Source organism: Sporomusa sp. GT1, from assembly GCF_014634905.1.
In the GTDB taxonomy this organism is placed as follows: domain Bacteria; phylum Bacillota; class Negativicutes; order Sporomusales; family Sporomusaceae; genus Sporomusa; species Sporomusa sphaeroides.
Genome location: NZ_BMBX01000006.1, coordinates 147,036 through 173,486, shown reverse-complemented (window position 1 = coordinate 173,486; position 26,451 = coordinate 147,036). Strand labels below are relative to the sequence as shown.

24 protein-coding genes are annotated in these 26,451 nt (G+C 48.1%); all 24 read left to right on the top strand.

The features are described from left to right. Positions 1-13: 13 nt before the first annotated feature. The 24 genes from GT1_RS10250 to pfkA all read left to right on the top strand — a co-directional run bounded on the left by GT1_RS10250 (position 14) and on the right by pfkA (position 26,387). The gene (locus GT1_RS10250; RefSeq protein ID WP_188398610.1) at positions 14-400 is read left to right on the top strand and encodes a DUF1987 domain-containing protein; all 387 of its coding nucleotides are present in this window, start codon (positions 14-16) and stop codon (positions 398-400) included. Positions 401-440: 40 nt separating this feature from the next. Beyond that, positions 441-1,523: a CdaR family transcriptional regulator gene (locus GT1_RS10245; protein ID WP_188398609.1), complete on the top strand. Its 1,083-nt coding sequence runs from the start codon at positions 441-443 to the stop codon at positions 1,521-1,523. Positions 1,524-1,662: 139 nt separating this feature from the next. After that, the gene (locus tag GT1_RS10240) at positions 1,663-2,724 is read left to right on the top strand and encodes a GGDEF domain-containing protein (RefSeq protein WP_188398608.1); all 1,062 of its coding nucleotides are present in this window, start codon (positions 1,663-1,665) and stop codon (positions 2,722-2,724) included. A 267-nt stretch (positions 2,725-2,991) separates the two neighbouring features. Further along, the gene (locus GT1_RS10235; RefSeq protein ID WP_188398607.1) at positions 2,992-3,414 is read left to right on the top strand and encodes a hypothetical protein; all 423 of its coding nucleotides are present in this window, start codon (positions 2,992-2,994) and stop codon (positions 3,412-3,414) included. A 15-nt stretch (positions 3,415-3,429) separates the two neighbouring features. After that, on the top strand, positions 3,430-3,855 hold the full coding sequence (locus GT1_RS10230; protein ID WP_075753343.1) for a ferritin family protein: 426 nt from the start codon (positions 3,430-3,432) through the stop codon (positions 3,853-3,855). A gap of 491 nt (positions 3,856-4,346) precedes the next feature. Continuing rightward, positions 4,347-5,642, top strand: coding sequence for an acetyl-CoA hydrolase/transferase family protein (locus tag GT1_RS10225; protein WP_188398606.1), 1,296 nt, complete (start codon positions 4,347-4,349; stop codon positions 5,640-5,642). Between the two features lie 65 nt (positions 5,643-5,707). Then, positions 5,708-6,493, top strand: a complete 786-nt coding sequence (locus GT1_RS10220) for an electron transfer flavoprotein subunit beta/FixA family protein (protein WP_188398605.1) — start codon at positions 5,708-5,710, stop codon at positions 6,491-6,493. Between the two features lie 14 nt (positions 6,494-6,507). Next, the gene (locus GT1_RS10215) at positions 6,508-7,701 is read left to right on the top strand and encodes an electron transfer flavoprotein subunit alpha (RefSeq protein WP_188398604.1); all 1,194 of its coding nucleotides are present in this window, start codon (positions 6,508-6,510) and stop codon (positions 7,699-7,701) included. Positions 7,702-7,934: 233 nt separating this feature from the next. Further along, a complete protein-coding gene (locus GT1_RS10210; protein ID WP_075753351.1) occupies positions 7,935-9,611 on the top strand; it encodes a sigma-54-dependent Fis family transcriptional regulator in 1,677 nt (558 codons plus the stop codon). Positions 9,612-9,629: 18 nt separating this feature from the next. After that, positions 9,630-9,854: a hypothetical protein gene (locus GT1_RS10205; protein ID WP_188398603.1), complete on the top strand. Its 225-nt coding sequence runs from the start codon at positions 9,630-9,632 to the stop codon at positions 9,852-9,854. A 50-nt stretch (positions 9,855-9,904) separates the two neighbouring features. Beyond that, positions 9,905-11,236, top strand: a complete 1,332-nt coding sequence (locus GT1_RS10200) for an MFS transporter (RefSeq protein WP_188398602.1) — start codon at positions 9,905-9,907, stop codon at positions 11,234-11,236. Positions 11,237-11,260: 24 nt separating this feature from the next. Further along, positions 11,261-12,028: an SDR family NAD(P)-dependent oxidoreductase gene (locus GT1_RS10195; protein WP_188398601.1), complete on the top strand. Its 768-nt coding sequence runs from the start codon at positions 11,261-11,263 to the stop codon at positions 12,026-12,028. Positions 12,029-12,086: 58 nt separating this feature from the next. Then, positions 12,087-13,541 carry a 4-hydroxyphenylacetate 3-hydroxylase family protein gene (locus GT1_RS10190; RefSeq protein ID WP_188398600.1) on the top strand — a complete coding sequence of 485 codons (1,455 nt, stop codon included), beginning with the start codon at positions 12,087-12,089 and terminating at the stop codon, positions 13,539-13,541. A gap of 61 nt (positions 13,542-13,602) precedes the next feature. After that, positions 13,603-13,848 (top strand): hypothetical protein, encoded by a 246-nt coding sequence (locus tag GT1_RS10185; RefSeq protein WP_188398599.1) that lies wholly within the window; start codon positions 13,603-13,605, stop codon positions 13,846-13,848. 69 nt (positions 13,849-13,917) lie between these two features. Further along, a complete protein-coding gene (locus GT1_RS10180; RefSeq protein WP_188398598.1) occupies positions 13,918-15,120 on the top strand; it encodes a CaiB/BaiF CoA-transferase family protein in 1,203 nt (400 codons plus the stop codon). A 17-nt stretch (positions 15,121-15,137) separates the two neighbouring features. Then, positions 15,138-16,316 carry a thiolase family protein gene (locus GT1_RS10175; RefSeq protein ID WP_188398597.1) on the top strand — a complete coding sequence of 393 codons (1,179 nt, stop codon included), beginning with the start codon at positions 15,138-15,140 and terminating at the stop codon, positions 16,314-16,316. Positions 16,317-16,348: 32 nt separating this feature from the next. Continuing rightward, the gene (locus tag GT1_RS10170; RefSeq protein ID WP_075753367.1) at positions 16,349-17,203 is read left to right on the top strand and encodes a 3-hydroxybutyryl-CoA dehydrogenase; all 855 of its coding nucleotides are present in this window, start codon (positions 16,349-16,351) and stop codon (positions 17,201-17,203) included. 18 nt (positions 17,204-17,221) lie between these two features. Further along, positions 17,222-18,007 carry an enoyl-CoA hydratase-related protein gene (locus GT1_RS10165; RefSeq protein WP_188398596.1) on the top strand — a complete coding sequence of 262 codons (786 nt, stop codon included), beginning with the start codon at positions 17,222-17,224 and terminating at the stop codon, positions 18,005-18,007. 149 nt (positions 18,008-18,156) lie between these two features. Continuing rightward, positions 18,157-19,296: an acyl-CoA dehydrogenase gene (locus tag GT1_RS10160; RefSeq protein WP_075753371.1), complete on the top strand. Its 1,140-nt coding sequence runs from the start codon at positions 18,157-18,159 to the stop codon at positions 19,294-19,296. A 231-nt stretch (positions 19,297-19,527) separates the two neighbouring features. Then, entirely contained in the window at positions 19,528-20,052 is a 525-nt protein-coding gene (locus GT1_RS10155; protein WP_075753373.1) for an NAD(P)H-dependent oxidoreductase subunit E, read from the top strand. Further along, positions 20,040-21,341, top strand: coding sequence for an NADH-quinone oxidoreductase subunit F (locus tag GT1_RS10150; protein ID WP_083945380.1), 1,302 nt, complete (start codon positions 20,040-20,042; stop codon positions 21,339-21,341). Before GT1_RS10155 ends, GT1_RS10150 begins: the two co-directional genes overlap by 13 nt. 1 nt (position 21,342) lies before the next feature. Then, the gene (locus GT1_RS10145; RefSeq protein WP_223226164.1) at positions 21,343-23,076 is read left to right on the top strand and encodes an NADH-dependent [FeFe] hydrogenase, group A6; all 1,734 of its coding nucleotides are present in this window, start codon (positions 21,343-21,345) and stop codon (positions 23,074-23,076) included. A 174-nt stretch (positions 23,077-23,250) separates the two neighbouring features. Further along, positions 23,251-25,266, top strand: coding sequence for a methyl-accepting chemotaxis protein (locus GT1_RS10140; RefSeq protein WP_188398595.1), 2,016 nt, complete (start codon positions 23,251-23,253; stop codon positions 25,264-25,266). Between the two features lie 161 nt (positions 25,267-25,427). Further along, a complete protein-coding gene (gene pfkA / locus GT1_RS10135; RefSeq protein ID WP_223226163.1) occupies positions 25,428-26,387 on the top strand; it encodes a 6-phosphofructokinase in 960 nt (319 codons plus the stop codon). The last annotated feature ends 64 nt before the right edge of the window (positions 26,388-26,451 follow it).

The following is a 26,451-nucleotide window of genomic DNA, read 5'->3' as shown; positions in this document are numbered from 1 at the left end:
GGAGGGTTTATTAATGGAAAGGTTATATCGGGCGGGTACAAAATCTTCGCCGGAGGTTGACTTTAACCCCGGTACCGGCATATTGAAGGTATCTGGTCAGTCTTATCCCGAAAATGCCTCCGGGTTTTATCAGGACATTTTTATTTGGTTGAAAGACTATCTAGCAGCTAACCGCGGCAGGGTTGTCATGGAACTTAATATTTCCTATATGAATACCAGCAGTACCAAATGCCTGATGGATATTATCTATATGTTGGAAGATGCATTTGCTGAAGGCAGCGATATTTGCATCAATTGGTATTATTCCGCAAAGAACAGAAGTATGCTTGAATGCGGGGAAGAATTCCGGGAAGAGCTGAGTATGGAATTTAATTTAATTCCCCAGAACTCCGGGCAATGATCAGCACTATTGCGAGTACTTTTACTATTGAGGTGTTGTTGTGAGCGACGAAATCAGCCGGTTGTTCCAGGAGGAACTGGAGCAGTTGGAGCAGTTTAAAAGCCGGTGCAGTGATGAACAGTATCAGGGGAATGCATTGATGGTTCACTATGCCGATATGGCAAGGATATTTGAAAAAAACCTTCGCTCCATGATGAAGATGACAAAAATTAGCGATTCGCAGCAACTATATTTACAGGAGATACAGCAGGAACTGGAACGTGAGATTGAAGAGCGGATTAAGGTGGAAGAAAAATTGGCCGAGTCCTATAAACGGCACCGGCGCAACCAGTTCCTGCTCGACCTGGCGGAGGGACACCGGGTCTTTGATGATTCGGCGTGGAATACGGCCAGGCAACTGATGTTATACTTGCCCACAATATTTCATGTTTTTTATTTGCGGTTTACTGGTTGGTGCGGCAAATCCTTAAACTGGACGGCGGAAAATGCCGCCGAAGTGCAGACCGATATTGATGCGATGGTAGACAATCTGAATCGGTGTCAGGGCATTGTCGCCTGGGAATGGGACGAAGGTATCGGCCTCTTGCATTTTGCTTTACCGAAAGACACTAAAGAACAGCAACTGGCTATCGGGACGACTCTGAAAAAGCAGCTGGCTGTCCGTTTTCCCCGGATCGGGATTGCGGTCGGTATTGCCGGGAAACTAGGCGCATTCGACCGTTTCGCCCATTACTGCAAGCAGGCACGGGCGGCTGCAGCAGTAGGGTGCCGCCTTTGGCCGGGTATGGATGTCTACCATTACCAGGATGGAGGGGCGTATCAATTGCTGTATCCACTGGCCGATAGTCAGGATACTGAGGAATTTATTGAAAGAATGATTGGCAATCTGCTGGTGTTTGACCGGGAAAATGGTACCGATTTGCTGCCAACGCTGGAAAAAATCCTGCAATCTCCCAACCTCAAGGTGGTGGCGGAGGAAATGTATTTGCACCACAAAACCATAGTGTCCCGGAAACAGCGGATCGAAACTATTTTAGGAATTTCACTGGATGGTTTTGATGTCCGGTTTAATATATCTATAGCCCTGCATTTGCTGCGGTTTCGTGAAAATATCCTCCGATGATAGGTCGGAGGATATTTTTTATCTTCGCAGGCAATGGATTTTGCGGCAGATATCTGGCATGATTATACCATATACAAAAAAATGGTGCCTTCCCGACTTTTGGGAGAAATGATCGTGTAAGGCGGGTGATGTTGCTATATTGATTTTCTCTGAATTTGAAGAATTTTTCCAGGATAAATGTATTCCCGTCGGTATATTGGGCATCGTTGGGGTTGCTTTTAGTGTGAAACAACCATGGGCAGGTATTTTTATTCCCGGGCTATTGATGCTTATACTGCTCAGTATCCTCTATTTCCAGGGAACGGAGGATACTGAGCAGTCATCACGTGAATGTTCCTACAGTCAGGATGAGATTAAGCGGCTGCTTAACCTGGTTCCTACCCCGGTGGTGCTGATAACCAAAGCCGATTGGCAATTGGTGCAGCTAAACCGGGCAGCGTCCGATTTGTTTGCTCTTGCGCCGGCAGTGGCGGCGGGAAAATATATGACCGATTTTTTCGGTACAGACCAGAAAGTCTGGTCTGCCTGGCGTGAACTGCTTCATTACGGTGTCGTGCAGGAGGAACTTCCCCTTTACCGCCACACCGGGGTTGCTTTGGTGATGGCAGTGACCGGCAATGTCAGTCTGATGGGTAAGCCTCATCTGATTCTTAGTATGACCGACATTACCGCAAAACATATAGAGGCTAAACGCCTGGAGCAGCTTGCCACCATCGACGGCATGACCGGGTTGTTGAACCGGCAGGCCTTTCAGGAAAAACTGATATTGGCGCTGAAGGCTGCCGGTGAGGAAAAACGTGGACTTTGTTTGGCTTATATGGACCTGGATGGTTTGAAACAAGTTAATGATACTTACGGACACCGGGAGGGAGACTGGTATATTAATATTTTCGCAACCTTGCTGCGCAATGGAGTTAGTGAAAACGATTTTGTTGGCAGAGTGGGCGGCGATGAATTTGCCATAGTCTTTACCAAATGTTCACAGCAGACGGTAGAAGTTTGTATCAGGAAAATGCAGCAGCAATTGGAATTGACGGCTTCGCGCCTGGAAAAACCTTATACTATGCAAGTCAGTGTGGGCATGATCGCGGTACCGGACGGCGAGAATATTGATGTCGAGAGCCTGTTGCATAAAGCCGATTATGCTATGTACCAGCAAAAATATGTACGGCAGCCGTCGCCGGTAAAAACAACTTCCTAGCTCATAGTCTGTAAATGCGAAAGAGACCATGTTGAAAGAAAAAGTTCAACATGGTCTTTTTTGCATTTGTGGCATTTTACCGTCATACAACGCGGCGCCGCTGACGTACCCTTCGCTTATGGATAACGGCCGCTTGCGCCGTAGAGATGTTCTTGTTGTATGAGTAAATTTTCTAAAAATGACTTGCAAGAAATAATGATTATTGTTAAAATATACCTAACACCTGGATAGAAATAGTACAAGCGGAAGTTAGAGGAGGAATGGGTTTTGCAGATTGATGCTCTTATATCGGAACTAGGCCACTGTTGTCTGGAAGAAGAGTTTTGCTTGACATGCAAAAAGGAAAAATGTCTAATCGGGTTTTGCAAGAAATCGCTGATGACAGTACTTAAACAAAAGGATGAATTCATAACCGACGGCCTCCGGGATATTCCCTATAGCGACACCAAGATATATGATACTGACTCGGTGGTGAATGCTATCGGTTTTTTGTTGAATCAATGCCGTAACTGTAATGTGTATCATGATGAGGAATGTATTATTAATATTATTCGCTCCAGCCTGGAAATCATTTTGTTAGGCGAAGTTCAGGAATACAAAGGCAGTATGCTGCTGTATTTAGGAGACATTAAAAATGTTAATCCCGAGGTAGCAGATCAAATTTTTCAAAGTGTTCAACAGCGAAAATAGGAAGGGGTATGCAGAATGAAAAGAGAATTGACAGTGGAGAACATTATTGGCGAAACGAAAGGAACCGAAATCGAACGGATTGTTAAACAAAACTTTACCGGTGAAACCACTGAGGCCGGACTGTATTTGGCTATGGCAAGACTGGCTCAGCGGCAGGGCTATCCGGAAATTGCCGAAGTGCTGAAGACTATCGCCTGGGAAGAAGCCGAGCATGCCGCCCGCTTTGCCGAGTTTAACGGCATGATTCAGGAAGATTTGTTTGAAAATATCAAGCAAATGCTGGAAGGAGAAACCTTTGCCAACCAGGGCAAGAAACAAGCGGCTGAGAAAGCGCAGGAACTGGGCCTGGAGACAGCAAGAGATTATTTTAATGAGTCGGCCAAGGATGAGGCAAGACATGCCAGGATGTTAGAAGGAATTTTACGCCGTTTTAGTGAATAATTGGCTTTAGGCCATCACAAAATATGCTAGCCCTTTGGCAGACAGGAAGTATGATTCAAACATACAACTTGCTGTTAAGGGGTTTTTTAATATGCCTGGAGAGCGTTAGTAAAAAAGTATTTCGTGTAATGGTGGCCAGGGGAAAGAGTGGATGACGGTGAAAAAAAGCACCAATTGGTGATAAAATAAACCACACTTTGTGATTAAACCAACAGTCATGGTGAAAAAGAGCACCATGACTGTTGGTTTATGTTTAAAAAGACTTGAAATCCCTGGATTTTTAAGATTGGCATAAAAAATGCATGTTATTAAAACAAAAGCAGAAAAAGCAAAAATGTACTTCAGAGCTGCTTCCGTATAAAAAAAGGTTTAACGGAGGTGATGGCAAGAGTCGCAGATACATACTGACCGGGAGGGCGATTTTATGAGAAGAGACAAAGATTATATCGGCAGTGCAGGACCGCGGGAAAGCAAGGTAGTAGAAGGCAGATATGAAGATCGAGACTAGCTGGAGGAATATCCACAATTTTAAGCTGGTTACAGCAGAGCAAGCTATGCAGATGGTTAATTCCGGAGACCGTGTGGTCGTAGGCAGTGCCTGTGGCGAACCTAAAGCACTTATGGCAGCATTAGCTGCCAGAGGTTCTGAATTGAAGGCTGTTGAAATCGTCCAACTACCAGCGATGGAAGCAAATCAATATGTACAACTGGGAATGGAGAAAACCTTTCGCTATAATGCTCTCTTTGTTATCCCTTCTATCATTAATATGCTGGAAGAGCAGTCGGCAGATTATACGCCCTGTTTTTTTTCCGAGATTCCCTGTTTATTCCGCAATAAGGTATTGCCGGTAGATGTAGCATTGATTCAAGTTACTCCGCCTGACGAACAAGGGTTTTGTAGTTATGGTATAGCGGTTGACTATACTAAGCCGGCTGCCGAATGTGCCAGAATAGTAATTGCGCAAATGAATGGTAATATGCCGCGAACCGGTGGCGCAAAGATAGCATTGGAAGCTATCAATTATATTGTAGAAAAGGATGAACCGATACTTGAGTTAAATCCGGTGCAAATCAGTGAAGTTGAGAAGCAGATAGGGAAAAATATTGCCGCACTTATTCCTGACGGAGCTACTTTACGATTAGGTATAGGAGCCGTTGACAACGCAGTAACACTGTTTTTGCAGGATAAAAAGGATTTAGGCATTCATTCTGAAGTTTTTTCTGATCATATAGTTTCGCTGGCACAAGCCGGAGTTATCACTAACCGGAAAAAAACAATGAATGCCGGAAAGTTTTGTGCTGCATTTCTGCTGGGAACGCGCAAAACCTATGACTTTGTTCATAACAATCCAGATGTTGAGATGCATTCGCTGGAGTATATTAATGATCCTTATATCATTGGTCAGCATGAAAAATTTATTGCTGTCACCTCGGCTCTACAGGTAGATTTGACAGGGCAGGTTAATGCTGAAACCATTGATTCCAAACAGGTAAGCGGTGCTGGCAGTCTGGCGGATTTTGTTCGCGGCGCCTCACGTTCCTTTGGCGGGAAGTCTATTATTGCGCTGCCATCTACGACTGCCAATGGTCAGATATCCAATATTTGTTGTGAACTTGACCGTGGAGCTGCGATATCCATTTCCCGCAATGAGGTTCATTATGTAGTAACAGAATATGGTGTGGCCGAGCTTAAAGGCCGCAGCCTGCGTCAGCGCGCGCAAGCTTTAATTGCTGTAAGTCATCCTGAATTCCGGGAGAGGTTAACGGCACAGGTACGAAATTTTTAAATCACGTAAATGATAGTCTGTTTCTAATTGTATTCCGTAGCATGTTCTATAAGGAGGACTGAAAAATGCATATTTTAGTTTGTGTCAAGCAAGTACCTGACACTACCGAGGTTAAGATTGATCCGGTTACCAATACGCTGATTCGTCAAGGGGTGCCAAGTATTGTTAATCCTTTTGACAAGAATGCCCTGGAAGCGGCGCTGCAACTTAAAGAGAAACATGGCGGCAGTGTCACGGTTATTTCCATGGGGCCGCCCCAGGCTAAAGAGGCATTGAAAGAGTGTATTGCCATGGGGGCTGATGAGGCCTTGCTGATTAGTGACAGAGCCTTTGGCGGGGCTGATACGCTGGCTACAAGCTATACTTTGGCGGCTGCTGCCAAAAAGCTAGGTGATGTTGATATGATTATTTGCGGTAAACAGGCAATTGACGGTGACACAGCGCAGGTAGGTCCTGAGATGGCCGAGCATCTCAATATGGTTCAGGCAACTTGCGTATCCAAGATTGAAGTAGCCGGAAATGTTGTGCGCTTAGAGCGTGAGCAGGAAGAAGGATATGAAGTGATTGAAACCCAATTACCTGTACTTATTACAGTAATTAAATCCATCAACGAGCCACGCCTGCCTACCGTAAAGGGAACAATGAAAGCCAATCGTAAAGAAATTCCCGTGTGGACTGCCGCTGACTTGGATGTTAAAGAAGGGGCTATCGGCCTAAAAGGATCACCTACCCAGGTGCGCCGCATTTTTACCCCCGGGCAGCGCGTTCAAGGGCAAATTATTCAGGCAGATACGGCCCGGGAAGCGGCAGCCGGTTTGGTAAATAAATTGATAGAAGCAAAGATTGTATAACGGAGGTAGTTAGAATGGCAATTTGGGTAGACAAAGAACAGTGTGTTGCCTGTGGAGCCTGTGAAAGTGCATGTCCATTTGGCGCGATTGTTATGGAAGCGGATAAAGCGGTAATTACGGAAGCCTGTACTGCTTGTGGTGCTTGTGTATCGACATGTCCGGTAACAGCCATTATCCGGGATGTGGAAGAGGCCGCAACTGCGATTGATAAGGCGGCTTACAAAGACGTCTGGGTGTACATTGAACATGCCGATGGACAAGCTAGAAATGTCGGTTTTGAATTATTGGGTGAAGGCCGGAAACTGGCTGATAGCATGGGGCAAAAGCTGGCAGGCGTAATTGTCGGCGATAAAGTGGAGCAACTGGTTAAAGAGGTATTTGCCAACGGTGCGGATAAGGTTTATTTGGTTGAAGGAAAAGAATTTGCGAAATACACCACAGACGCCTATACCGCCGTATTTACTGATCTAATTACTGATTACAAGCCTTTAGTCATTCTTATGGGCGCTACAATTAATGGCAGAGACCTTGGTCCGAGAGTTGCCTGCCGGGTAGGTACCGGCCTGACTGCCGATTGTACCGACCTTGGCATTGATGAACAAACAGGGCTGGTTGCCTGGACCCGTCCTGCCTTTGGCGGCAATATTATGGCAACAATTCTTTGTCCGGAGCATCGTCCGCAAATGGGAACAGTACGTCCGAATGTATTTAAAAGACCGCAGCCGGTTTTTGGGCGAACCGGTGAGGTTATACGGGTAAGCAGTACGGTTAAGCCGGAAGCTATCAGGACTAAGGTAATTGAAGCCGTACAAGTATGCACCGGCTCTTGTAATTTGGAAGAATCCGAAATTATTGTTTCAGGCGGGCGGGGAATGGGCAAGCCGGAAAACTTCGTATTAATTGAAGAATTAGCCGCAGTGCTGGGTGGTGCAGTAGGTGCATCGCGGGCAGTCATTGACGCCGGCTGGAAGCCGCACCCGCACCAGGTTGGCCAAACAGGTAAAACCGTAGGTCCGAAAGTATATATTGCCTGTGGCATTTCCGGTGCCATTCAGCATGTGGCGGGAATGTCGTCGTCAGATACAATTATCGCCATTAATAAAGATGCGGATGCTCCGATATTCAAAGTAGCTGATTATGGTATTGTTGGTGATGTTATGGAAGTGTTGCCGGCGCTTACCGAAGAATTTAAAAAAGCTAAGCAGTAAGCTGGTGAAGCCCGGACACTTACAGGATGAGTGTTCGGGCTTTTTATATAGTAAATTACTACAAAATGTAAGATGACATAATGCGACAGACGATTGACTTAATTTGTCGAAAACCATACAATTATCATAAGGTATGTTGCAGTCAAAGCTCAGGAGTGCTCTTTTTTTATTGAAGTTGTTTTCTGATTAGTGAAACAAATGTGGACTAAAACAGAGAAAAGGGAAGGGATGATGTGAACATTTCGCAAGATAATACTGTCAAGTTTTTTTTAAGTACAGAGGACGGAACCATCATTTATGCCCATCCGATGCTTCCACAAGAGGATTTTTCAGTGGGGTCACCGATTTTTGCGATGCCGGATCAGGGAGAACAAGAGTTAGATACGACACTGGTTATAAAAGATGAGCAACATGGCGTCTTTGACTTGTACCGTTTGGATAACCGCTATTTTAAAGGAATTATCGGGATTTTGCGCAAAGACAGGGTTCGAGAGAATGCCATTGGCCAGCTTGAGGAAGAGCATAGGGATTTGAAGGCCATTTTTGAATCGTCGCATGATGGGATCGTGGTTGCAGATGGGACCGGGCTTTTTGTTCGCATCAACAATAGTTATCAGCAGATTACCGGTATTGCAAAAGAAAATATTATTGGTTCAACAGCTGCCGAGATCGTCAAAAAAGGAATTGTTTCCGACTCGGGTACGCTGGAAGTCTTAAAAACAGGTCAGCCATATACCATCCACCAGACTTTCCGTTCCGGCCGGCAGAGTGTAGTTACGTCTACGCCGATTTTTGACGAGAATAACAATATCTTCCGGGTAGTGACCAATGTCCGTGACATGACTGAGATTAACCGGCTGCGGGAAGAACTGGCCCAGTCCAAAGAAAAGCTGGATGAGTACACAAAAATCCTGGAGACCCTTACGGCAGAACAAAAACTGGCCCATAGCCTCGTGTTCCGGAGCCGGAAGATGTCGATAGTTACTGATGCTGCCCTGAAGTTTGCCAAAGTGGATGCCCCGCTCTTAATTGGCGGGGAATCGGGAGTAGGTAAGGAAGTTATTGCCGATCTTGTGTATAAAAACAGCTCGCGCAGCAATGCCCGGTTTTTGAAGATTAATTGCGGTGCAATTCCGGAGAATTTGCTGGAATCAGAACTGTTTGGTTATGTCGGGGGTGCCTTCACGGGGGCTAAGCGGGATGGTGTGGCAGGTCTGTTTGAAACAGCCCACGGCGGCACAGTATTGCTGGATGAGATTGGTGAGCTGCCGCTGGCATTGCAGGTTAAGCTGCTCAGGTTTGTCCAGCAGCGTGAATTTTATCGTGTCGGCGGCAAAAAATTAATCCAGGTTGATGTGCGGATTATTGCCGCTACCAACCGGGATTTGCAAGAGATGGTCAGCCAAAAACTGTTTCGCTCAGATTTGTTCTACCGGCTGAATGTTCTTAAGATAACCATTCCGCCGCTCCGGGAGCGGGCAGAGGATATTATCCCGCTGGCAAACTTTTTCCTGGAGAAATATAATAAAAAATATTCGCTGAAAAAGCGGATTAGCGGTGAAGTATACCGGATTCTGACCAACTACACCTGGGTCGGGAATGTGCGTGAGCTGGAAAACCTTGTTGAGCGGCTGGTAGTTATATGTGAACGTGATGAAATTACGGGTGAATATCTGCCGGAAGAGCTAAGAAAGACTGTAGCCGGAGCCCCACCGGTTATTATACCGGGAGAAAGTAGTCAAAAAACCTATAAGGAAGCTAAAGAAGAATTCGAAAAGGAGTTCTTCCGGCAGGCAATAGCGAAATATAAGACTTCCCGGCGTGTAGCCGAACAATTAGCGGTGGATCATTCTACGGTAGTAAAAAAAGCGGCCAAATATGAGCTAAGCTTATCGCAAAAACCGGGGTAAAATTAATTTAATAACATAATGCTGAAATCTTCGGTTTGTTTGCAGAGTTGTGTGATGCTCAGAGGAAAAGCGGTGAATATTGTCACCAACGGTGACAATATTCACCGCTTTTTTCGACAATATCTTCTGAAAATTTCAAAAAATGGTGAATATTATCACCGGAACCTGCTGATGGCAGGCTTGCGAAGCGCAAAGCGTTGGTTTTTGGGGGTTGGCATGGAAGTTGCATATTATAGTAATTGAAAACCTGATGGCGCCATCGGTTAAGCAGTAATAGCGAAAGGGGATATGTAATGAGTCTGGTACAAACTGGAGCCAAAAAAATGTGGGGATACCGTCATGTTATCTTGATTGTTCTTTGGTTAGTCTACATCATCAACTATTTTGACCGAATCAGTGTGTTGACCTTCCTGCCGCTTATCAGGGCAGATTTGGATTTATCCCATGAGCAAATAGGTTTTGCTGCCTCCATCTTTTTCTTTGCTTATGCAGTAGCGCAAGTGAGCGCCGGTTATTTGGCAGATAAAATCGGGTCAAAACGTGTAATGTATCTTGCGATTGTGGTATTCACCGCGGTTACCTTTGTCACCGGTTTGGTTCGCAACTACACTCAGTTTATTTTGCTGCGTTTAGGCTTGGGCTTAGGCGAAGGCCATCACTTTTCTCCGGCAAATAAAACTATTTCTGATTGGTTTCCCAAAAGTGAAAAGGGAAGGGCTACTGCGTTTTTCTCTACTACCTGGGCATTTGCTCCGGCCATTATTCCCGTATTGATAACCTATATTGCCGCGGCTATGGGCGGCAGCTGGCGTGAAATATTCTTTGTTTTGGCTATCCCCGGGCTTGTCGGCATAGCAATTCTGTGGTATTTCGTATCCGATAAGCCGGAAGAGATGCTGGCCAAAGGACGCTTATCCCAGGAAGAATATGATTACATTAAAGCAGGACTTGTTACCGCAGATGAAGATAATGTAAAAAAACTGGGTATCGGCGTTATCATCAAAGATCCCAGCCTGTGGCTCTATTCTTTGCAGCTTTTCTGCTTACTGGCAATCTATTGGGGCAGTACCTCGTGGATATCCTCCTTCCTCTTTGAACAGCATGGTTTCAGTCTCAAAACCATGGGCTTGCTGGCATCATTACCGTATGCTGTCGCCATTATTTCCACAATGCTTGGCGGAACCTTGATGGACAAGGTGTTCCACCGTACCAAGCCGGTAGCCCTGATTTCCTTCTTAGCTGCCATTCCCATTCTTATCTACATGGGGCAAATCCCTAAAGGCAGCACCAACCTGCTGATTCTGATGCTAATTCTCAATGGTTTCTTTGTTAATATGGTTTGGGGTGTAATCTATGCCTACCCGCAAATGCGTTATCCTAAAGAAGTAATTGGTTCGGCTGTTGGCTTGACCAATGGTCTTGGTCAATTAGGTGCATTTATATCGCCATTGGCTGCCGGTTATCTGGTACACAAGACTGCCGCCGGAATTTCTTATGACAATGTATTTCTCATGTTTGCCGGTTTCGCGGCTGTCGCAGCCCTGGTAACCTTCTTCCTGAAGGAAGAGCCATTTGTTATCAAAGAGGATGATGGTAACAAACAAGAGGCATCTGCTTCTTTATAAAATTTATAAAATGGGGGTAATAGTATGAAATTTCCGAGTGCAGACCTAACAGGTAAGGTGGCAATAGTGACAGGTGGCAGTAAGGGTATCGGCTTGGGCATTGCTCAGGCGCTGGCTCAGGTAGGCGCTGATGTTGTCATTGTAAGCAGAAATCTGTCTGAAGGCGAGCAAGCTGCCAAAGAAATACAGGCATTAGGACGCAAATCTATAGCTATATCCTGTGATGTGAGCTCTGTCAGCTCGGTTGACAACATGGTGCAAACAGCCGTAAACGCCTTTGGCAAAATTGATATTCTGGTAAATAACGCCGGCATGAATATCCGCAAGCTGGCAGTCGATGTGGAAGAAGCGGATTGGGACAAAGTAATTGGCACCGATCTGAAAGGTGTCTTTCTGGTAGCGCAGCGTGTGGGTAAAGAGATGATTAAGCAACAGAGCGGTGGTAAGGTAATTAATGTTGCTTCCGTTATGGGGGTAGTCGGCATGCCGTGGCTGGCAGCCTATTGCTCCAGCAAGGGGGGGGTTGTCCAGCTTACTAAGGTGCTGGCCTTAGAGTGGGCTCAATACAACATTAATGTCAACTGTCTGGCTCCAGCCTATATCCGTACCCCGATGACCGAGGGCTGGCTGAATGACGAAGCCAGACTGAAGCCGATCTTAGACAGCACGCCGCTGGGCAGAATCGGCACCCTCGAAGAGGTAGCCGGACCGGCTGTTTTCCTGAGTTCTGACTGGTCAAACTATGTAACCGGTCACACTCTGTTAGTTGACGGCGGGTGGGCGGCCAGGTAAGCCGCCGGTTCTGCGCCGGATCAAATATAAATAGCGAACGAAACAGGAGGGCAAACACATGAGAACAGGCAAAGAGTATATAGACAGTCTAAGACAACGGAATATCAAAGTATATATCAAAGGCCAATTGCTTAAAAGTGAAGAGGTTGTCGACCATCCCTTTATCCGCGGGCATGTGAATTCGGCGGCGCTGACCTTTGATTTGGCCCATGACCCGGCATACGAAGATTTGATGACCACCACTTCGCATCTTACCGGCAAAAAAATCAATCGGTTTACCCATATTCACCAAAGTGTGGACGATTTGCTGAAGAAAGTAAAAATGCTGCGGATGATTTCGCAAAAGACGGGAACCTGTTATCAGCGCTGCGTAGGCTTTGACGCCATCAACGCTCTCTATACCGTTACCTATGAAATGGATAAGAAGCTAGGCACTGAATATCATGAACGCCTGAAAAAATACCTGATCAACTGGCAGGAAAATGACTTGATGGTCGCCGGCGCCATGACTGATCCGAAAGGCGACCGCAGCCTACGTCCCGGGCAACAGCCGGATCCGGATATGTTTGTCCGGATTGTTGAAAAAAATGATAAAGGCATTATTGTCCGCGGTGCTAAAGCCCATATGACCGGTATGGTCAATTCCCATGAAATGCTGATTATGCCGACAATGGGAATGGCGCCTGATGATAGCGATTATGCCGTATCATGCGCCATACCGGTAGATGCACCGGGAGTAATCCATATCTTTGGCCGCCAAACCAACGATGACCGTAAATGTGAAGGTGACATCGATCAAGGCAATGCTCGGTATGGTATTGTTGGCGGCGAATGCCTGACTGTGCTGGAAGATGTCTTTGTGCCCTGGGACAAGGTCTTTATGTGTGGGGAAACGGAATTTTCCGGTCTGCTGGTAGAGCGATTTGCCTGCTATCATCGTCAGAACTATGGTGGCTGCAAAGGCGGCGTTTCCGATGTGGTTATTGGTGCGGCAGCTGTCATGGCCGATATGAGCGGTTATGGCAAAGCCGGACATGTCAAAGAAAAAATCAATGAAATGATTCATTTGACAGAAAGCCTGTATGCTTGTTCCATTGCCTGCTCGGCGGAAGGAAAACCGACAGCCTCCGGCGGCTACTTTGTTGATCCGCTGCTGGCCAATGTGGGTAAACACAATGTCACCCGGCTGATTTATGATATTGACCGGCTGGCACAGGACATCGGCGGCGGCCTGACTGCCACTCTGCCTTCGGAATCTGATTTGCGTCATCCGGAAATCGGGAAGTATGTGGATAAATATTTCAAAGGTGCAGCCGGTGTATCGACAGAGGACAGAATGAGGGTGGCCCGGCTGATCGAGAATATGACAGGCGGTACTGCCCTGGTAGAGAGTATGCATGGCGCCGGTTCGCCGCAGGCACAAAAAGTTATGTATTCCAAGCTGGGCAACCTTGAACACAAAAAGAAATTAGCCCTGCATATTGCCGGGGTTGCTGCAAACAAAGATAAATAGCAGGACAGGCAGCATGAGGATAGGCGTCAAATTTTGCGGAAACTGCAATCCTCGCCTGGATATGCCGGAACTTTTCCAAGCACTGGCCGCAGAAGCAGCGGCAGAGGGGGTACACTTTGTCCGCTGGGATGACCCGGGTGGCTATGAAGTGTTGCTGGTTCTCAATAGCTGTCAGGTAGGTTGTGCAACCCTCCCGGAATTCACCGGTCCACATATTGTCGTGACCAGCGAAAGTGTCCGGAATTGGCCTGTCCGGGAGGAAGATTTACCCGCCGCTATACTGGATGCCATTCGGGTTGCTCAGTAACTGAATTAACAGAACAATAAAATAGGGTGCAGCAACCACTGCACCCTTAACCATACAGGAGTGGTGAAAATGGCAGAAAAAAATTTGGCCGGACTGCGGGTGCTGGATTTTACCCGCGTATTGGCCGGGCCCTATTTAACGCAAATACTCAGGGATTTGGGAGCCGAAATCATTAAGGTTGAACAGCCGGGCAAGGGCGCTGATGAGCGGCAGATGTCCCCGATTGTCAACGGGCAAAGCGGTTATTTTATGATGCTTAACCGGGGAAAAAAATCAATTACCTTAAATTTAAAAGATCCCAAGGCCAAAGAAATTATCTTTAAGCTTGCCAAGCAGGCTGATATCATTACAGAAAATTTCAAGCCAGGTGTTATGGAATCGCTCGGGTTTTCCTATGAGGCTTTCAAAGCAGTAAAACCTGATATCATCATGTGTTCTATTTCCACCTTTGGTCAAAAAGGCCCGCTTTCGCAGCGGGCAGGTTATGATATTATCGCTCAGGCCATGAGCGGTTTAATGTGGATGGCCGGTGATCCGGACCGCCGGCCGGCCCGCAGCGGTACTTCCATTGGTGACGTAAATGCCGGTTCTCATGCCCTTGGCGCTATTTTAGCCGCCTTATATTATCGCGAAAAGACCGGTAAAGGACAGTATATCGATATTTCGCTGCGAGACTGCCTGAGTGCCATTATTGAAACGGCCATTCCCCGTTACACGATGAGTGGTGGCACAGATAAACCGGGCCGCTCGGGTCCGCACCATGCTACTATGGGGCCCTACGGCGTTTTTGACGCCGGACGGGAAAGATATATTGTCCTCGGAGCGCTCAATGAGGCAATATGGGCCAGGCTTTGTACCGCAATGAACCGGCCGGAGTATATTAATGATCCCAGGTTCAGCTCCACAACTCTTCGGGCGCAGAACTTAAACGAAACTGTGGCAATCATTGAAGAATGGCTGCAGGGTTTTGAAGATGTCAACGAAGCATTGGACATTTTAGAAGCCAGCAGCGTGCCGTCGGCTCCGGTGCTGGATATAGAACAATTGATGCAGGATCAGCAATTCCTGATGAGAGATATGATTGTAGAAGTCGAGGATCCCATTTTTGGCAAAGTAAAATTACCGGCAACGCCGATGCGCTTTTCCGAGACCAGTGTAATTAATAATGAGGCGCCTCCTTTGCTTGGCGGCAATACTGAAGCCGTGCTGAAAGAGTATGCCGGGATGAGCGGGGAAGAAATAGCTGAACTGCGAGCCAGAAAAGTCATTTGATAAAGTGAGGTAATGATATGCGTGAAGTTGTAATTGTCGGAGCAAAGCGTACACCGATTGGTGATTTTCTTGGTAAGCTGAAAGGCGTAAACGCGGTTGAACTAGGGATAACGGCTGTAAATGCAGCACTGGCTCAGGCGCAAATCAAACCGGCCCAAGTTGAGGAATTAGCCTGCGGCATGATTTATAAAGCAGGTGTCAAAGGAAATCCCGGCCGGCAGATTCAGTTAAAATGCGGTATGCCGGCAGAAGGGTATGCCTATACCGTAGATCAGCAATGCGGCTCAGGGATGAAGGCTTTTGAATTAGCCAGTCAATCCATCCTGCTGGGCAAAGCCGAAATTGCCGTTGCAGTCGGGGTTGAAAGCATGTCCCAGGCTCCTTACCTGTTAAAAGGAGCAAGAGAAGGGTACCGTATGGGGCCAAGCGATGTACAGGATTCTATGCTGTATGACGGACTAGTCTGCGCGATTATGGGTTATCATATGGGGCTTACGGCTGAAAACCTCGCAGAGCGCTATAACATTACCCGGGCAGAGCAGGACGAATTGGCGCTCAACAGCCACCAAAGAGCGGTCACAGCCATTCAAAACGGAATTTTTAAGGATGAAATTGCGCCTGTCACCATAGAGACTAAAAAAGGGGCAATGCTTGTTGACACCGATGAGCATCCTCGCGCCGATGTCACCTTAGAGAAACTGGCGTCTATGAAACCTGCCTTCAAAAAAGGAGGTACGGTCACCGCCGGCAACGCCTCCGGCGTAAATGACGGGGCAGCCGCTTTGGTACTTATGAGTGCGGAAAAAGCGCATGAGCTTGGAATAAAGCCGCTGGCTAAACTACTCTCTACCGCAAGTGTGGGGGTTGAAGCTGAAATTATGGGTATAGGTCCTGCATATGCTGTGCCGAAGGCCATTAGTTACGCCGGGCTCACGGCGTCAGACATCGGTTATTATGAACTGAACGAGGCATTTGCCGCCCAATTTTTGGCCGTAAACAGGGAGCTCAAACTGGATATGAACAAAGTTAACGCCAATGGCTCAGGTATCGGTTTGGGGCATCCGGTAGGTTGTACCGCAGCCAGGATTATTGTATCGCTTATTTATGAGATGGGACGCAGAGGCGAACGGTATGGTCTGGCCTCCCTGTGTGTGGGCGGCGGCCCGGCGATAGCAACTGTTATTGAAAAGGTTTAACTGTATAGGATTGTGTGGAGGAGGATATGCATATGGCCATTAAAAAGTTGCTGGTTATCGGAGCCGGTCAGATGGGCAGCGGTATTGCCCAGATAGCATCGACAGCAGGAATAGAAGTAATTATTAACGACATTAAGCTTGAATTTGTTGAACGCGGTCTTAAGGGAATTGAGAAAAATCTGAGCAAACTTGTGGAAAAGGGCAAGCTGGCGGAGGCTGAAAAACAGGAAATTATGGGTCGGATTAGCGGCAGCATTGACTTGAAGGCCAGCGCAGCTGATGTGGATTTCGCCATCGAAGCCGCTGTGGAAAACTTTGAAATCAAAAAGGGGATTTTTACTACCCTTGATGCGGTATGCCCTGCGCATACAATACTTGCCAGCAATACATCCTCGCTGCCGATAACGCAAATTGCTGCCGTAACCAAGCGCCCGGACAAAGTTATTGGCATGCACTTCTTTAACCCGGTGCCTGTGATGCAGTTAGTGGAAATCATTATGGGCCTGGCTACTTCGAACGAGACTTATGAAACCATCCGCGAGTTCGCGGTTACTCTGAAGAAATCACCGGTAAAAGTAGAAGACTTCCCGGGGTTTTGCGGCAACAGAATCATGGTTCCCATGATTAATGAAGCGGTATATGCGCTCATGGAAGGCGTTGCCAGTGTGGAAGATATTGATAATGTAGCCAAATTAGGCTTTAACCACCCGATGGGACCGTTGGCGCTGGCGGATTTGATTGGTCTTGATACTATTTTGTATGTTATGGAAGTATTGTATAAAGGTTATGGTGACTCCAAATACAGACCCTGCCCGCTGCTGCGCAAGTATGTTGACGCCGGCTGGTTAGGACGCAAATCCGGCCGCGGCTTTTATACATACAACTAAAACGGAGGAGGTTCGTCCATGCAGGCATATAACAACCTGATTGTTGAAAGAGACGGGGCCGTGGTGGTCATCACTATTAACCGGCCCAAGGAATTGAATGCTCTTAACCGGGCAACCGTGCTGGAACTTGACAGTGTGTTTAAAGCGTTAGAGGCTGATTCGACAGTAGGCGCGGTTATCCTTACCGGCAGTGGTGAAAAGGCCTTTGTCGCAGGTGCAGACATTACCGAGATGGCAAATATATCTGCTGTTGCCGCCAGGGATTGGGCGAGATTAGGTCAGCAGGTTTTTTCCCAGATCGAGAACTTCCCTCGGGTAGTAATTGCCGCCATTAACGGCTTTGCTCTGGGCGGCGGCTGCGAACTGTCCATGGCTTGTGATATCAGGGTGGCGTCCGAAAAAGCTAGGTTTGGCCAGCCGGAAGTAAATTTAGGTATTACCCCGGGATTTGCCGGCACGCAGCGGTTAGCAAGACTGGCAGGCAAAAGCCAGGCCAAACTGCTTATCTTAACCGGTGACATCATTGACGCGCAGGAAGCGCGGGCCATTGGCCTGGTTGATAAAGTAGTTGGGCATGCAGAACTTTTGACTGCCGCCAAAGACCTGGCCGGAAGGATTATAACCAAAGCACCCATTGCTGTCAGTCAAGCCAAGACTGCCATTAACCGGGGCGTGGAACTGGATTCTGAGCAGGCCTATGCTTTTGAGGCCGAGCTGTTTGGTATGTGCTTTACCACCGATGACCAGACAGAGGGAATGAGCGCATTTCTTGAAAAAAGAAAGCCTGTTTTTAAAGGACAATAGGGCTTACTGCATAGATTGGGTTGGTTAATTCAGGTGGGGATATTCCTCACCTGAATACCCGCTTATATTCCCCAAAACCCAGTGGGTCTGTGCCCAGCAAAAACCTTGATAAAGGTACAAGATAAATTAGGTTATAGGAGTGTTATGTGATGCAATTTGAATTAAATGCAGATCAACAAATGATGAGAAAAATGGTGAGGGAATTTGCCGAGAAAGAAGTGGCGCCAGGTGTTGTCAAACGGGATGAAGAGAGTCTGTTTGACCGTTCTTTAATTGATGCTATGGGAGAAATGGGATTAAACGGCATTTGTTTCCCGGAAAAGTATGGCGGAGCAGACGGCGATTATCTCAGCTATCTCCTGGCTGTTGAAGAATTGTCGAAAGTCGATGACGGTATCGGTATTACTTTATCTGCTACGGTATCATTATGTGCCTGGCCAATTTTTGCTTTTGGCACAGAAGACCAAAAAGAGAAATACCTGCGCCCGCTGTTAGAGGGCCAGCATATGGGAGCATTTGGCCTTACAGAGCCAAATGCCGGTACTGATGCTGCCGGACAGCAGACAGTAGCCGTTTTGGCAGGCGACCATTATCTGATCAATGGCAGTAAAATTTTTATTACCAATGCCGGAGAAGCCGAAACCTACATTGTCTTCGCCATTACCGACAGGGCAAAAGGTGTAAAAGGCATCACCGCTTTTATTATGGAAAAAGGCATGCCCGGTTTTACCTTTGGCAAAAAGGAACATAAAATGGGCATTCGCTCCTCCATTACGATGGAATTAGTATTCCAGGATGTTAAAGTGCCGAAAGAGAACATGCTGGGCAAAGAAGGCGAAGGCTTTAAAATTGCCATGGCTGCTCTTGACGGCGGTCGGCTGGGGGTAGCCGCCCAAGCACTCGGGATAGCTCAGGCTGCGCTTGATGCCGCAGTAAAATACTCTAAAGAGCGGGTACAGTTCGGCAAACCAATTGCCAATAATCAGGCAATCGGCTTCATGCTTGCCGATATGGCCACCAAAGTTGATGCAGCACGTCTCCTGGTTTACCGGGCTGCCTGGCTTAAGGACCAAGGCTTGCCCTATTCTAAGGAATCGGCGATGGCTAAAATGTATGCTTCCGACATTGCTATGGAAGTAACTACAGATGCTGTTCAGATTTTTGGTGGTTATGGATACATCTGCGAATACCCTGTTGAACGTTTAATGAGAAATGCGAAAATTACCCAGATTTACGAGGGAACCAACCAGGTTCAACGTATGGTCATCTCCGGGGCGTTGTTGCGATAGTGCCATTATAGTCAGAGCGGTTTCAGTGGTCCGCCTGCGTTGAAAGGGTAAAGGCGTTTGCGGGAAAAGTCCCGTGAAGTCATTATGATTTCCGCGTAGGCGGGCCACTGGGTTTATGCAGTCGCTAAACGATCGGACAACCCTGGGGCCTTTTTGCATAAGAACGGCTTCTTTTAATAGCCCGTCTGGCCAGGGTGCCAGTCAGTTTCAGGAAAGGGTGAGATAACAAGCATGTGTTGTTCAAAAGTAACAAAAGACCAGGCACTAGAAATCATCAGAAGATACGAGCAAGTCTTGGCGATTATCAATCAATATGGTAAAGCCAAAGAGCAGTTGTTATCAATACTATTAGATATTCAGGCAACCTCCGGCGAAAACTACGTAGCCGAAGAATGGGCGGAAGTCGTCGCCTGCCAACTGGATGTGCCCATCAGCAAAATCCATGATGTTCTTACCTTCTATGCCATGTTCAGTACGGTGCCCCGGGGCAAATATGTCATTGAAATCTGTAAAAGCACACCCTGCCATGTAACCAAAGCCGATGCCGTAGTGGCCCTGTTTGAAGCAGAATTGGGCATTAAGCTGGGTGAGACCACTCCTGACAATCAGTTTACCCTGCTGCACACCAGCTGTGTGGGCGCCTGTGATATTGGTCCGGTAGCCAAAATCGGCGATGAAGTCTATGGTAACCTGACCGCAGCCAAGGTAGCCGAAATTGTGACAAGTTACCGGGGGGTGTCGTCATGTCAAAAATAAACCAACTCATTTCCGGCAATTGCGGCGTCATTCGTCCTGACTGTACCGAAGCCTATGTAAAGTCCGGCGGGTATGAAGGTCTGAAAAAAGCCTTTACCATGAAACCGGAAGACATTATCGGCGAAGTGAAAAAGGCCAAGCTCTTAGGCCGCGGCGGCGCGGCGTATCCGGCCGGTTCCAAATGGGAACAGCTGCTGGAAATTCCCGAGTTCCCCAAATACATTGTCATTAACGCCGACGAAGGCGAGCCAGGCACCTTTAAGGATAAAATCCTTTTAGGCCAGGATCCGCTCCGGGTCATCGAAGGCATGACCATTGCCGGTTATGTGTTCAACTCCCACGACGGCTATATTTATATTCGCGGCGAATACCGCGCCATTCAGAAAGTCTTCCAAAGCGCCATCGACAATGCCGTCAAAGCCGGCTATCTGGGCAAAAACATCCTGGGCAGCGGTTTTGAATTCAACATCCACATCATGACCGGCGCCGGCGCCTATGTCTGCGGCGAAAACTCCGCCCTCCTAAACTCCATCGAAGGCAAGGCCGGCCGCCCGCGCATCAAACCGCCCCATCTGGCCGAAGTCGGCCTGTTCCTCCTGCCCACCCTCGTAAACAACGTAGAATCCATTGCCAACATCCCCACCATTGTCTTAGAAGGCGGCGACAAATACCTAAGCTATGGTACCAAAGACAGCGGCGGCACCAAGCTGGTCTGTCTGTCCGGTAACGTCGTTAACCGCGGCGTATACGAAATTCCCTTTGGCGTCAGCCTGCGCGATGTCATCTATGACCCTGAACTGGGCGGCGGCATCCCTGACGGCAAAAAACTAAAATTCTTCCATTTAGGCGGCCAGTCCGGCCCCATTGGCAGTGAAGCCCAGCTTGACACCCCCTATTGTTACAAAGCCCTCCGCAATGCCGGCTTAAGCGTTGGCTCCGGTGCCGTCGTCGTTATGGACGAAGACGTGTGCGTCATCGACTACCTCAAAGGCGTAACCGAATTCTTCATCCATGAATCCTGCGGCAAATGCACCCCCTGCCGCGAAGGCAACAAGCAAATCTATGAGATCCTGGGCAAAATTTCCGCAGGTCAGGCAACCCAGCACGACATGACCGTGCTGCGGCGGTTAATTGACACCATGACCAATGCCTCCTTCTGTGGTTTGGGCCAATCGGCAGCCGTAGCCCTCAACACCTGCTGGAAGCTCTTTAAAGCCGAATTCGAAGATCACCTGAACCAGAAATGTCCGGCACAAATTTGCTTTACTGAACAGGAAAGAGGTGAGTAGTGTGGGTCATCATGCATCCGATCCCAATAAAATCGTCAACATTACCATAGACGGCATCCCCGTATCATGTCCTGAAACTACCCTGATCTTAGATGCCGCCAAAATGGTCGGCATCGACATTCCCGTACTCTGCTACCATCCGGACCTTAAAGTGCGAGCTACCTGCCGCCTGTGCGTAGTCGAGCTTAAAGGCCAGAAAAAACTCAAAACCGCCTGCAGCAACGAAGTCTGGGACGGCGCCGAATTCATCACCAACAGCCCGGCTGTCCGCCAGGCCAGAAAAGACGTGCTTGAACTCATATTGGCCGAACATCCCCAGGACTGCCTCCAGTGCATCAGAAACACCAACTGTGAACTCCAGCAGCTGGCCCGTGACTTTGGCATAGCTAAGCCCCTGTTTGAAAACCAGCCCAAACAAATCCCTGTCGAAGCCTCCAACGGCGTCATCGTCCGCGACATGTCCAAATGCGTCAAATGCGGCCGCTGTGTCGAAATGTGCCAGGAAGTCCAGACCGTCGGCGCCATCAACACCGCCCACCGGTCTGTGGACTACGAAATCACCACCGCCTTCGACCGGCCGCTCCAGGACAGCACCTGCGTCTACTGCGGCCAGTGCATAGCCGTCTGTCCTGTCGGCGCCCTCTACGAAAACGACGAAACCGAGAAAGTCTGGCAAGCCATTGCCGACACCGATAACCATGTACTCGTCCAAGTCGCCCCCGCCGTCCGGGTAGCCCTCGGCGAAGAATTCGGCCTCGCGCCAGGCAGCATCACCACCGGCAAAATGGTAGCCGCCCTGCGCCGTTTAGGCTTTGACAAAGTCTTTGACACCGACTTTGCCGCCGACGTCACCATCATGGAAGAAGGCAGCGAACTCCTCGAAAGAATGAGCCAGGGCGGCACCCTGCCCCTCATCACCTCCTGCAGCCCCGGCTGGATCAACTTTGTCGAAACCTTCTATCCCGACCTGCTGGACAACGTCTCCACCTGCAAATCGCCGCAGCAAATGTTTGGCGCCCTGGCCAAAAGCTATTACCCTCAAAAAGCCGGTATCGACGCCGCCAAAATCGTATCTGTCTCCATCATGCCCTGCACCGCCAAGAAATATGAAAGCGCGCGTCCCGAAATGAACGGCAGCGGCTACCGGGATGTCGACATCGTCTTAACCACCCGTGAACTGGCGAGAATGATCAAACAAGCCGGCTTTGACTTTAATAAACTGACCGAAGAAGAATTTGACGCACCCCTTGGCCTGTCCACCGGCGCCGCCGTCATCTTCGGCACCTCCGGCGGTGTTATGGAAGCCGCGCTGCGTACCGTCTACGAAGTAGTCACAGGCAAAGAACTGGCCAACGTCGATTTCGAAGGCGTACGCGGCCTCACCGGCGTTAAAGAAGCCGAAGTGGACCTGGATGGCAAGAAAGTCAAAGTGGCCATTGCCAACGGCCTGAAAAATGCCCGGGTCATTTTGGATAAAATCCGCGCCGGCGACTGTGAGTATCAGTTTGTGGAAATCATGTGCTGTCCTGGCGGCTGCATTGGCGGCGGCGGTCAGCCCTGGGGCACCACCAAGGCTACCAAGGAAGCCCGGATGGCCGGTCTGTATCAGGCCGACCGCGAGCTGCCTATCAGGCAGTCGCACAAAAATCCGGCAGTGAAAGCGTTGTATGACGAGTTCCTGGGTAAACCCTTAAGTCACAAATCCCATGAACTGCTGCATACTCATAAGCAGTGAACCAAGTTATTAGGAGCAACGCGACGACAGAACTTGTGTGAATCGCTTAGTTCCGAGCGGAGTGAGGAACTTCCTTAAACTGTAAAATAAGAGCCGCTGTTGCAATAGTAGGTTTTCTACTGCAACAGCGGTGTTCTGTAACCTATATCAAACGCATAAGAAAGGGGTGGACTCATGTTTCGCAAACTGGATAATATCATCAAGCTTGACTCAATTAGGTCGAAGATGTTGCTGTTTGTACTGACTCCGGTGATTGTTTTCTTTGCTTTATCTTCCGTAGTATCTTATCACATTGCTGATGAAGCAGTGGTTAAGTATGTAAATTTATCTATGGTTAATGACGGGCTCCAACGGGCCAAAGATGTTGAAACCGAATTCGAGAGGGTAAGAGGGCTGGTGTTGACGCTGTCTCAGGCATTGTCCGTACCTGTGCCTGATAACGAAGCAGAGGCATTATTTAAACGCGTACATAAGAGCGCCGACAATATAGATAACATCTGTGTTGGCTATGCGGATAAACGTTTTATAAAATCGGCAGAGGGCTCCATGCCTCCCGGGTATGATCCCACAGTGAGAGGCTGGTATACAAATGCGATTGCCGATCCGGATAAATTTCTTGTAACAAATGCCTATGTGAGCCAAACAACCGGTAAGACAATTGTTACCATTGCCAAGGCGGTTGTCCGTAACGGAATGACAGCAGGTGTTATTGCCATTGAAGTCAATCTTGATGCTGTTAAGAATCTCGTACTGGCAACAAAAGTAGCTAAGACCGGCTATGGTTTTATCCTGGACAGTAACGGGATGTTTGTTATTCACCCGGCGATAAAAGCCGGTGAATATATGCAGACGGTTAATAACGGTGAATTGGAGTCCCTTTATAATCACATAAAAGCTGAACCCAGCGGTATGATTGCAACAGGTGTTTATGGCGGTGAGGAAAAGTCATATTGCGCGACTGTTATTGCAGGGACGCCGTTACTGTTTGTAACAACCGCCCCTACCCAGGAATTTTTCGAGGATCTGGTTACTATGCGCAACTACAGTATAGGTATTGGCATAGTTACTATTGCGCTTCTCGGATTTATAATCGTTCTGGCTGCCGGCAGGATTTCCAACCCGCTGAATGCGCTAAGTAGATTTATGCAGGAAATGGCTAATGGAAATCTACAAGTTAATGTGAACCAAGCAGGTATTAATAGTAATGATGAGGTCGGGCGGTTGTCTGGCAGTTGTTTGCAAATGGCAGGAAATATTCGTAACTTGGTACGGCAAGTATCGCAGGCTGCAGAACAGGTGGCTGCTTCGTCGGAGCAGTTGACTGCCAGTGCTGATCAAACAGCCAAAACAGCTAACAATGTGGCTGAGTCTATTTCGGCAGTAGCTGCAGGCACTGAAACTCAGAGTAAAGCTTTGGATCAGACCGCTGTCGCGGTTGGGCATATGGCAGCAAGCTTAGACCAGGTAGCCGAATCGGCCCAAACCATTACCGCGGGGGCTGATACTGCACTGGCTGCCACCAAAAACGGAGTTGTATTTGTAACAAATGCCGTACAAGAGATGGAGCTTGTGAGGACAAGTACCAAGCGTGTGGGGATGGCTGTTGACAAGCTGGCAGTAAGCTCTAAACAAATCGGCGAAATTGTTAATGTCATAACAGATATTGCCGGGCAGACCAATCTGCTGGCATTGAACGCGGCTATTGAAGCCGCCCGTGCCGGCGAGAATGGCAGAGGCTTTGCCGTAGTTGCCGATGAGGTACGCAAACTGGCAGAGCAGTCTGCCAATGCGGCAAAAGACATTAAAGAGCTCATCAACGCCAATCAGGCTGATGTTAAGGCGGCTGTAGAAGGAATGTCCGAAACCGGCGTAATCGTAAATAACAGTACCGAGGCTGTAAATAAAGCCGGGGACGCATTTGCGGAGATTACAGCCCTTGTCGGCAATATAGTAACCAATATAAATCAGGTAAACGAGGCGTTGGCAATCGTGTCGACGGACAGCGCAACGGTTAGCTCGGCAACTATCCATATAGATGAGGCAGGTAAAGCAGCGGCGGCTCAGGTCCAAACTATTTCTGCCGCAACAGAGGAGCAATCGGCGTCCATGGAAGAAATCGCCGCTTCCAGTCAGGCACTGGCAAAAATGGCTGAAGAATTAATCCAGGCGGTTAATAAATTCAAAGTATAAAACAGTTACAAGCAACAAACTGCTTATTTCACGCAATACCTGTAAAGATAATGGATAAAATAAGTTGTACTTTTTTGCAGAGAAGCAGGCAATTCGAACCGGCTTGCAGAAATAATACAGCAGATATCCACGGCAATTTGGTATTGAGAGGCAGTGGTAATGTGAAGAAAATTGCAGTGATTACCAGCGGCGGTGACTGTCCGGGAATGAATGCGGCTATCCGTGCGGCAGTTCGTGTGGCTTTAGCCCATGGGGTTGAAGTCTGGGGAATTAAAAACGGTTATGCCGGCATGATTGCGGATACTATGGCGAAATTGGATTCGCGCTCAGTGGGTGATATTATTCAAAAAGGCGGGACGTTCCTGGGAACAGCCCGCAGTGAGGAATTTAAAACATTACCCGGACGTCAGAAAGCGGTGGCTAACTTACAATCCCATGGGATTGAGGGGCTTATTGTAATTGGCGGTGATGGCTCTCTGACCGGCGCTAAGCAGTTGGGCGAAATGGGAATAAAGATGGTGGGCCTCCCAGGCAGTATTGATAATGACATCTGGGGCACCGATTATACTATTGGGTTTGATACAGCGGTAAATACTGCGCTTGAAGCCATTAATAAATTACGGGATACAGCCTCTGCCCATGGCCGGGTCATGCTGGTCGAGGTTATGGGGAGAAATTGCGGCTGGATTGCCCTTACTGCCGGCTTGGCGGGCGGTGCTGAGAGTATCCTCATTCCGGAAGTGCCATTTTCCCGGGAGGATATTTGCAAGCAACTGCTGGAATCGAGAGCTAAGGGCAAGCAATACAGCATTATGGTGGTTGCCGAAGGGGCAGGCAGTGCTATTGAATTAGGTCAGTACATTCGTACTAAAACCGGTTTGGAAACCAGGGTATCGGTGCTTGGCCATATTCAGCGCGGCGGGGCGCCCACGGTTGCCGACAGGCTGCTGGCCAGCCGGCTGGCCGAAACAGCCGTCAGATCACTGCTAGCCGGGAAGAGTGGTATTATGATTGGCTATCATAATCAACAATGTGTGGAAGTGCCGATTGCAGATGCTGTCGGCAAGAAGAAAGATATTGACCCGGAATTGTACCGCCTGGCCGACGTTTTGTCACAGTAACCTTATTTCAACATAAAAACCCGCATTATTTCCTGGGAAATAATGCGGGTTTTTGTCAATTGAC

What these genes read in the sequence shown, in the direction of transcription:
- GT1_RS10215 (WP_188398604.1), top strand. Translation starts at nt 6,508, where the DNA reads ATGGCAATTTGGGTAGACAAAGAACAGTGTGTTGCCTGTGGAGCCTGT.
- GT1_RS10205 (WP_188398603.1), top strand. Translation starts at nt 9,630, where the DNA reads ATGCTGAAATCTTCGGTTTGTTTGCAGAGTTGTGTGATGCTCAGAGGA.
- GT1_RS10220 (WP_188398605.1), top strand. Translation starts at nt 5,708, where the DNA reads ATGCATATTTTAGTTTGTGTCAAGCAAGTACCTGACACTACCGAGGTT.
- GT1_RS10150 (WP_083945380.1), top strand. Translation starts at nt 20,040, where the DNA reads ATGTCAAAAATAAACCAACTCATTTCCGGCAATTGCGGCGTCATTCGT.
- GT1_RS10230 (WP_075753343.1), top strand. Translation starts at nt 3,430, where the DNA reads ATGAAAAGAGAATTGACAGTGGAGAACATTATTGGCGAAACGAAAGGA.
- GT1_RS10225 (WP_188398606.1), top strand. Translation starts at nt 4,347, where the DNA reads ATGAAGATCGAGACTAGCTGGAGGAATATCCACAATTTTAAGCTGGTT.
- GT1_RS10160 (WP_075753371.1), top strand. Translation starts at nt 18,157, where the DNA reads ATGCAATTTGAATTAAATGCAGATCAACAAATGATGAGAAAAATGGTG.
- GT1_RS10155 (WP_075753373.1), top strand. Translation starts at nt 19,528, where the DNA reads ATGTGTTGTTCAAAAGTAACAAAAGACCAGGCACTAGAAATCATCAGA.
- GT1_RS10140 (WP_188398595.1), top strand. Translation starts at nt 23,251, where the DNA reads ATGTTTCGCAAACTGGATAATATCATCAAGCTTGACTCAATTAGGTCG.
- GT1_RS10200 (WP_188398602.1), top strand. Translation starts at nt 9,905, where the DNA reads ATGAGTCTGGTACAAACTGGAGCCAAAAAAATGTGGGGATACCGTCAT.
- GT1_RS10165 (WP_188398596.1), top strand. Translation starts at nt 17,222, where the DNA reads ATGCAGGCATATAACAACCTGATTGTTGAAAGAGACGGGGCCGTGGTG.
- GT1_RS10170 (WP_075753367.1), top strand. Translation starts at nt 16,349, where the DNA reads ATGGCCATTAAAAAGTTGCTGGTTATCGGAGCCGGTCAGATGGGCAGC.
- GT1_RS10190 (WP_188398600.1), top strand. Translation starts at nt 12,087, where the DNA reads ATGAGAACAGGCAAAGAGTATATAGACAGTCTAAGACAACGGAATATC.
- GT1_RS10195 (WP_188398601.1), top strand. Translation starts at nt 11,261, where the DNA reads ATGAAATTTCCGAGTGCAGACCTAACAGGTAAGGTGGCAATAGTGACA.
- GT1_RS10185 (WP_188398599.1), top strand. Translation starts at nt 13,603, where the DNA reads ATGCCGGAACTTTTCCAAGCACTGGCCGCAGAAGCAGCGGCAGAGGGG.
- GT1_RS10250 (WP_188398610.1), top strand. Translation starts at nt 14, where the DNA reads ATGGAAAGGTTATATCGGGCGGGTACAAAATCTTCGCCGGAGGTTGAC.
- GT1_RS10175 (WP_188398597.1), top strand. Translation starts at nt 15,138, where the DNA reads ATGCGTGAAGTTGTAATTGTCGGAGCAAAGCGTACACCGATTGGTGAT.
- GT1_RS10180 (WP_188398598.1), top strand. Translation starts at nt 13,918, where the DNA reads ATGGCAGAAAAAAATTTGGCCGGACTGCGGGTGCTGGATTTTACCCGC.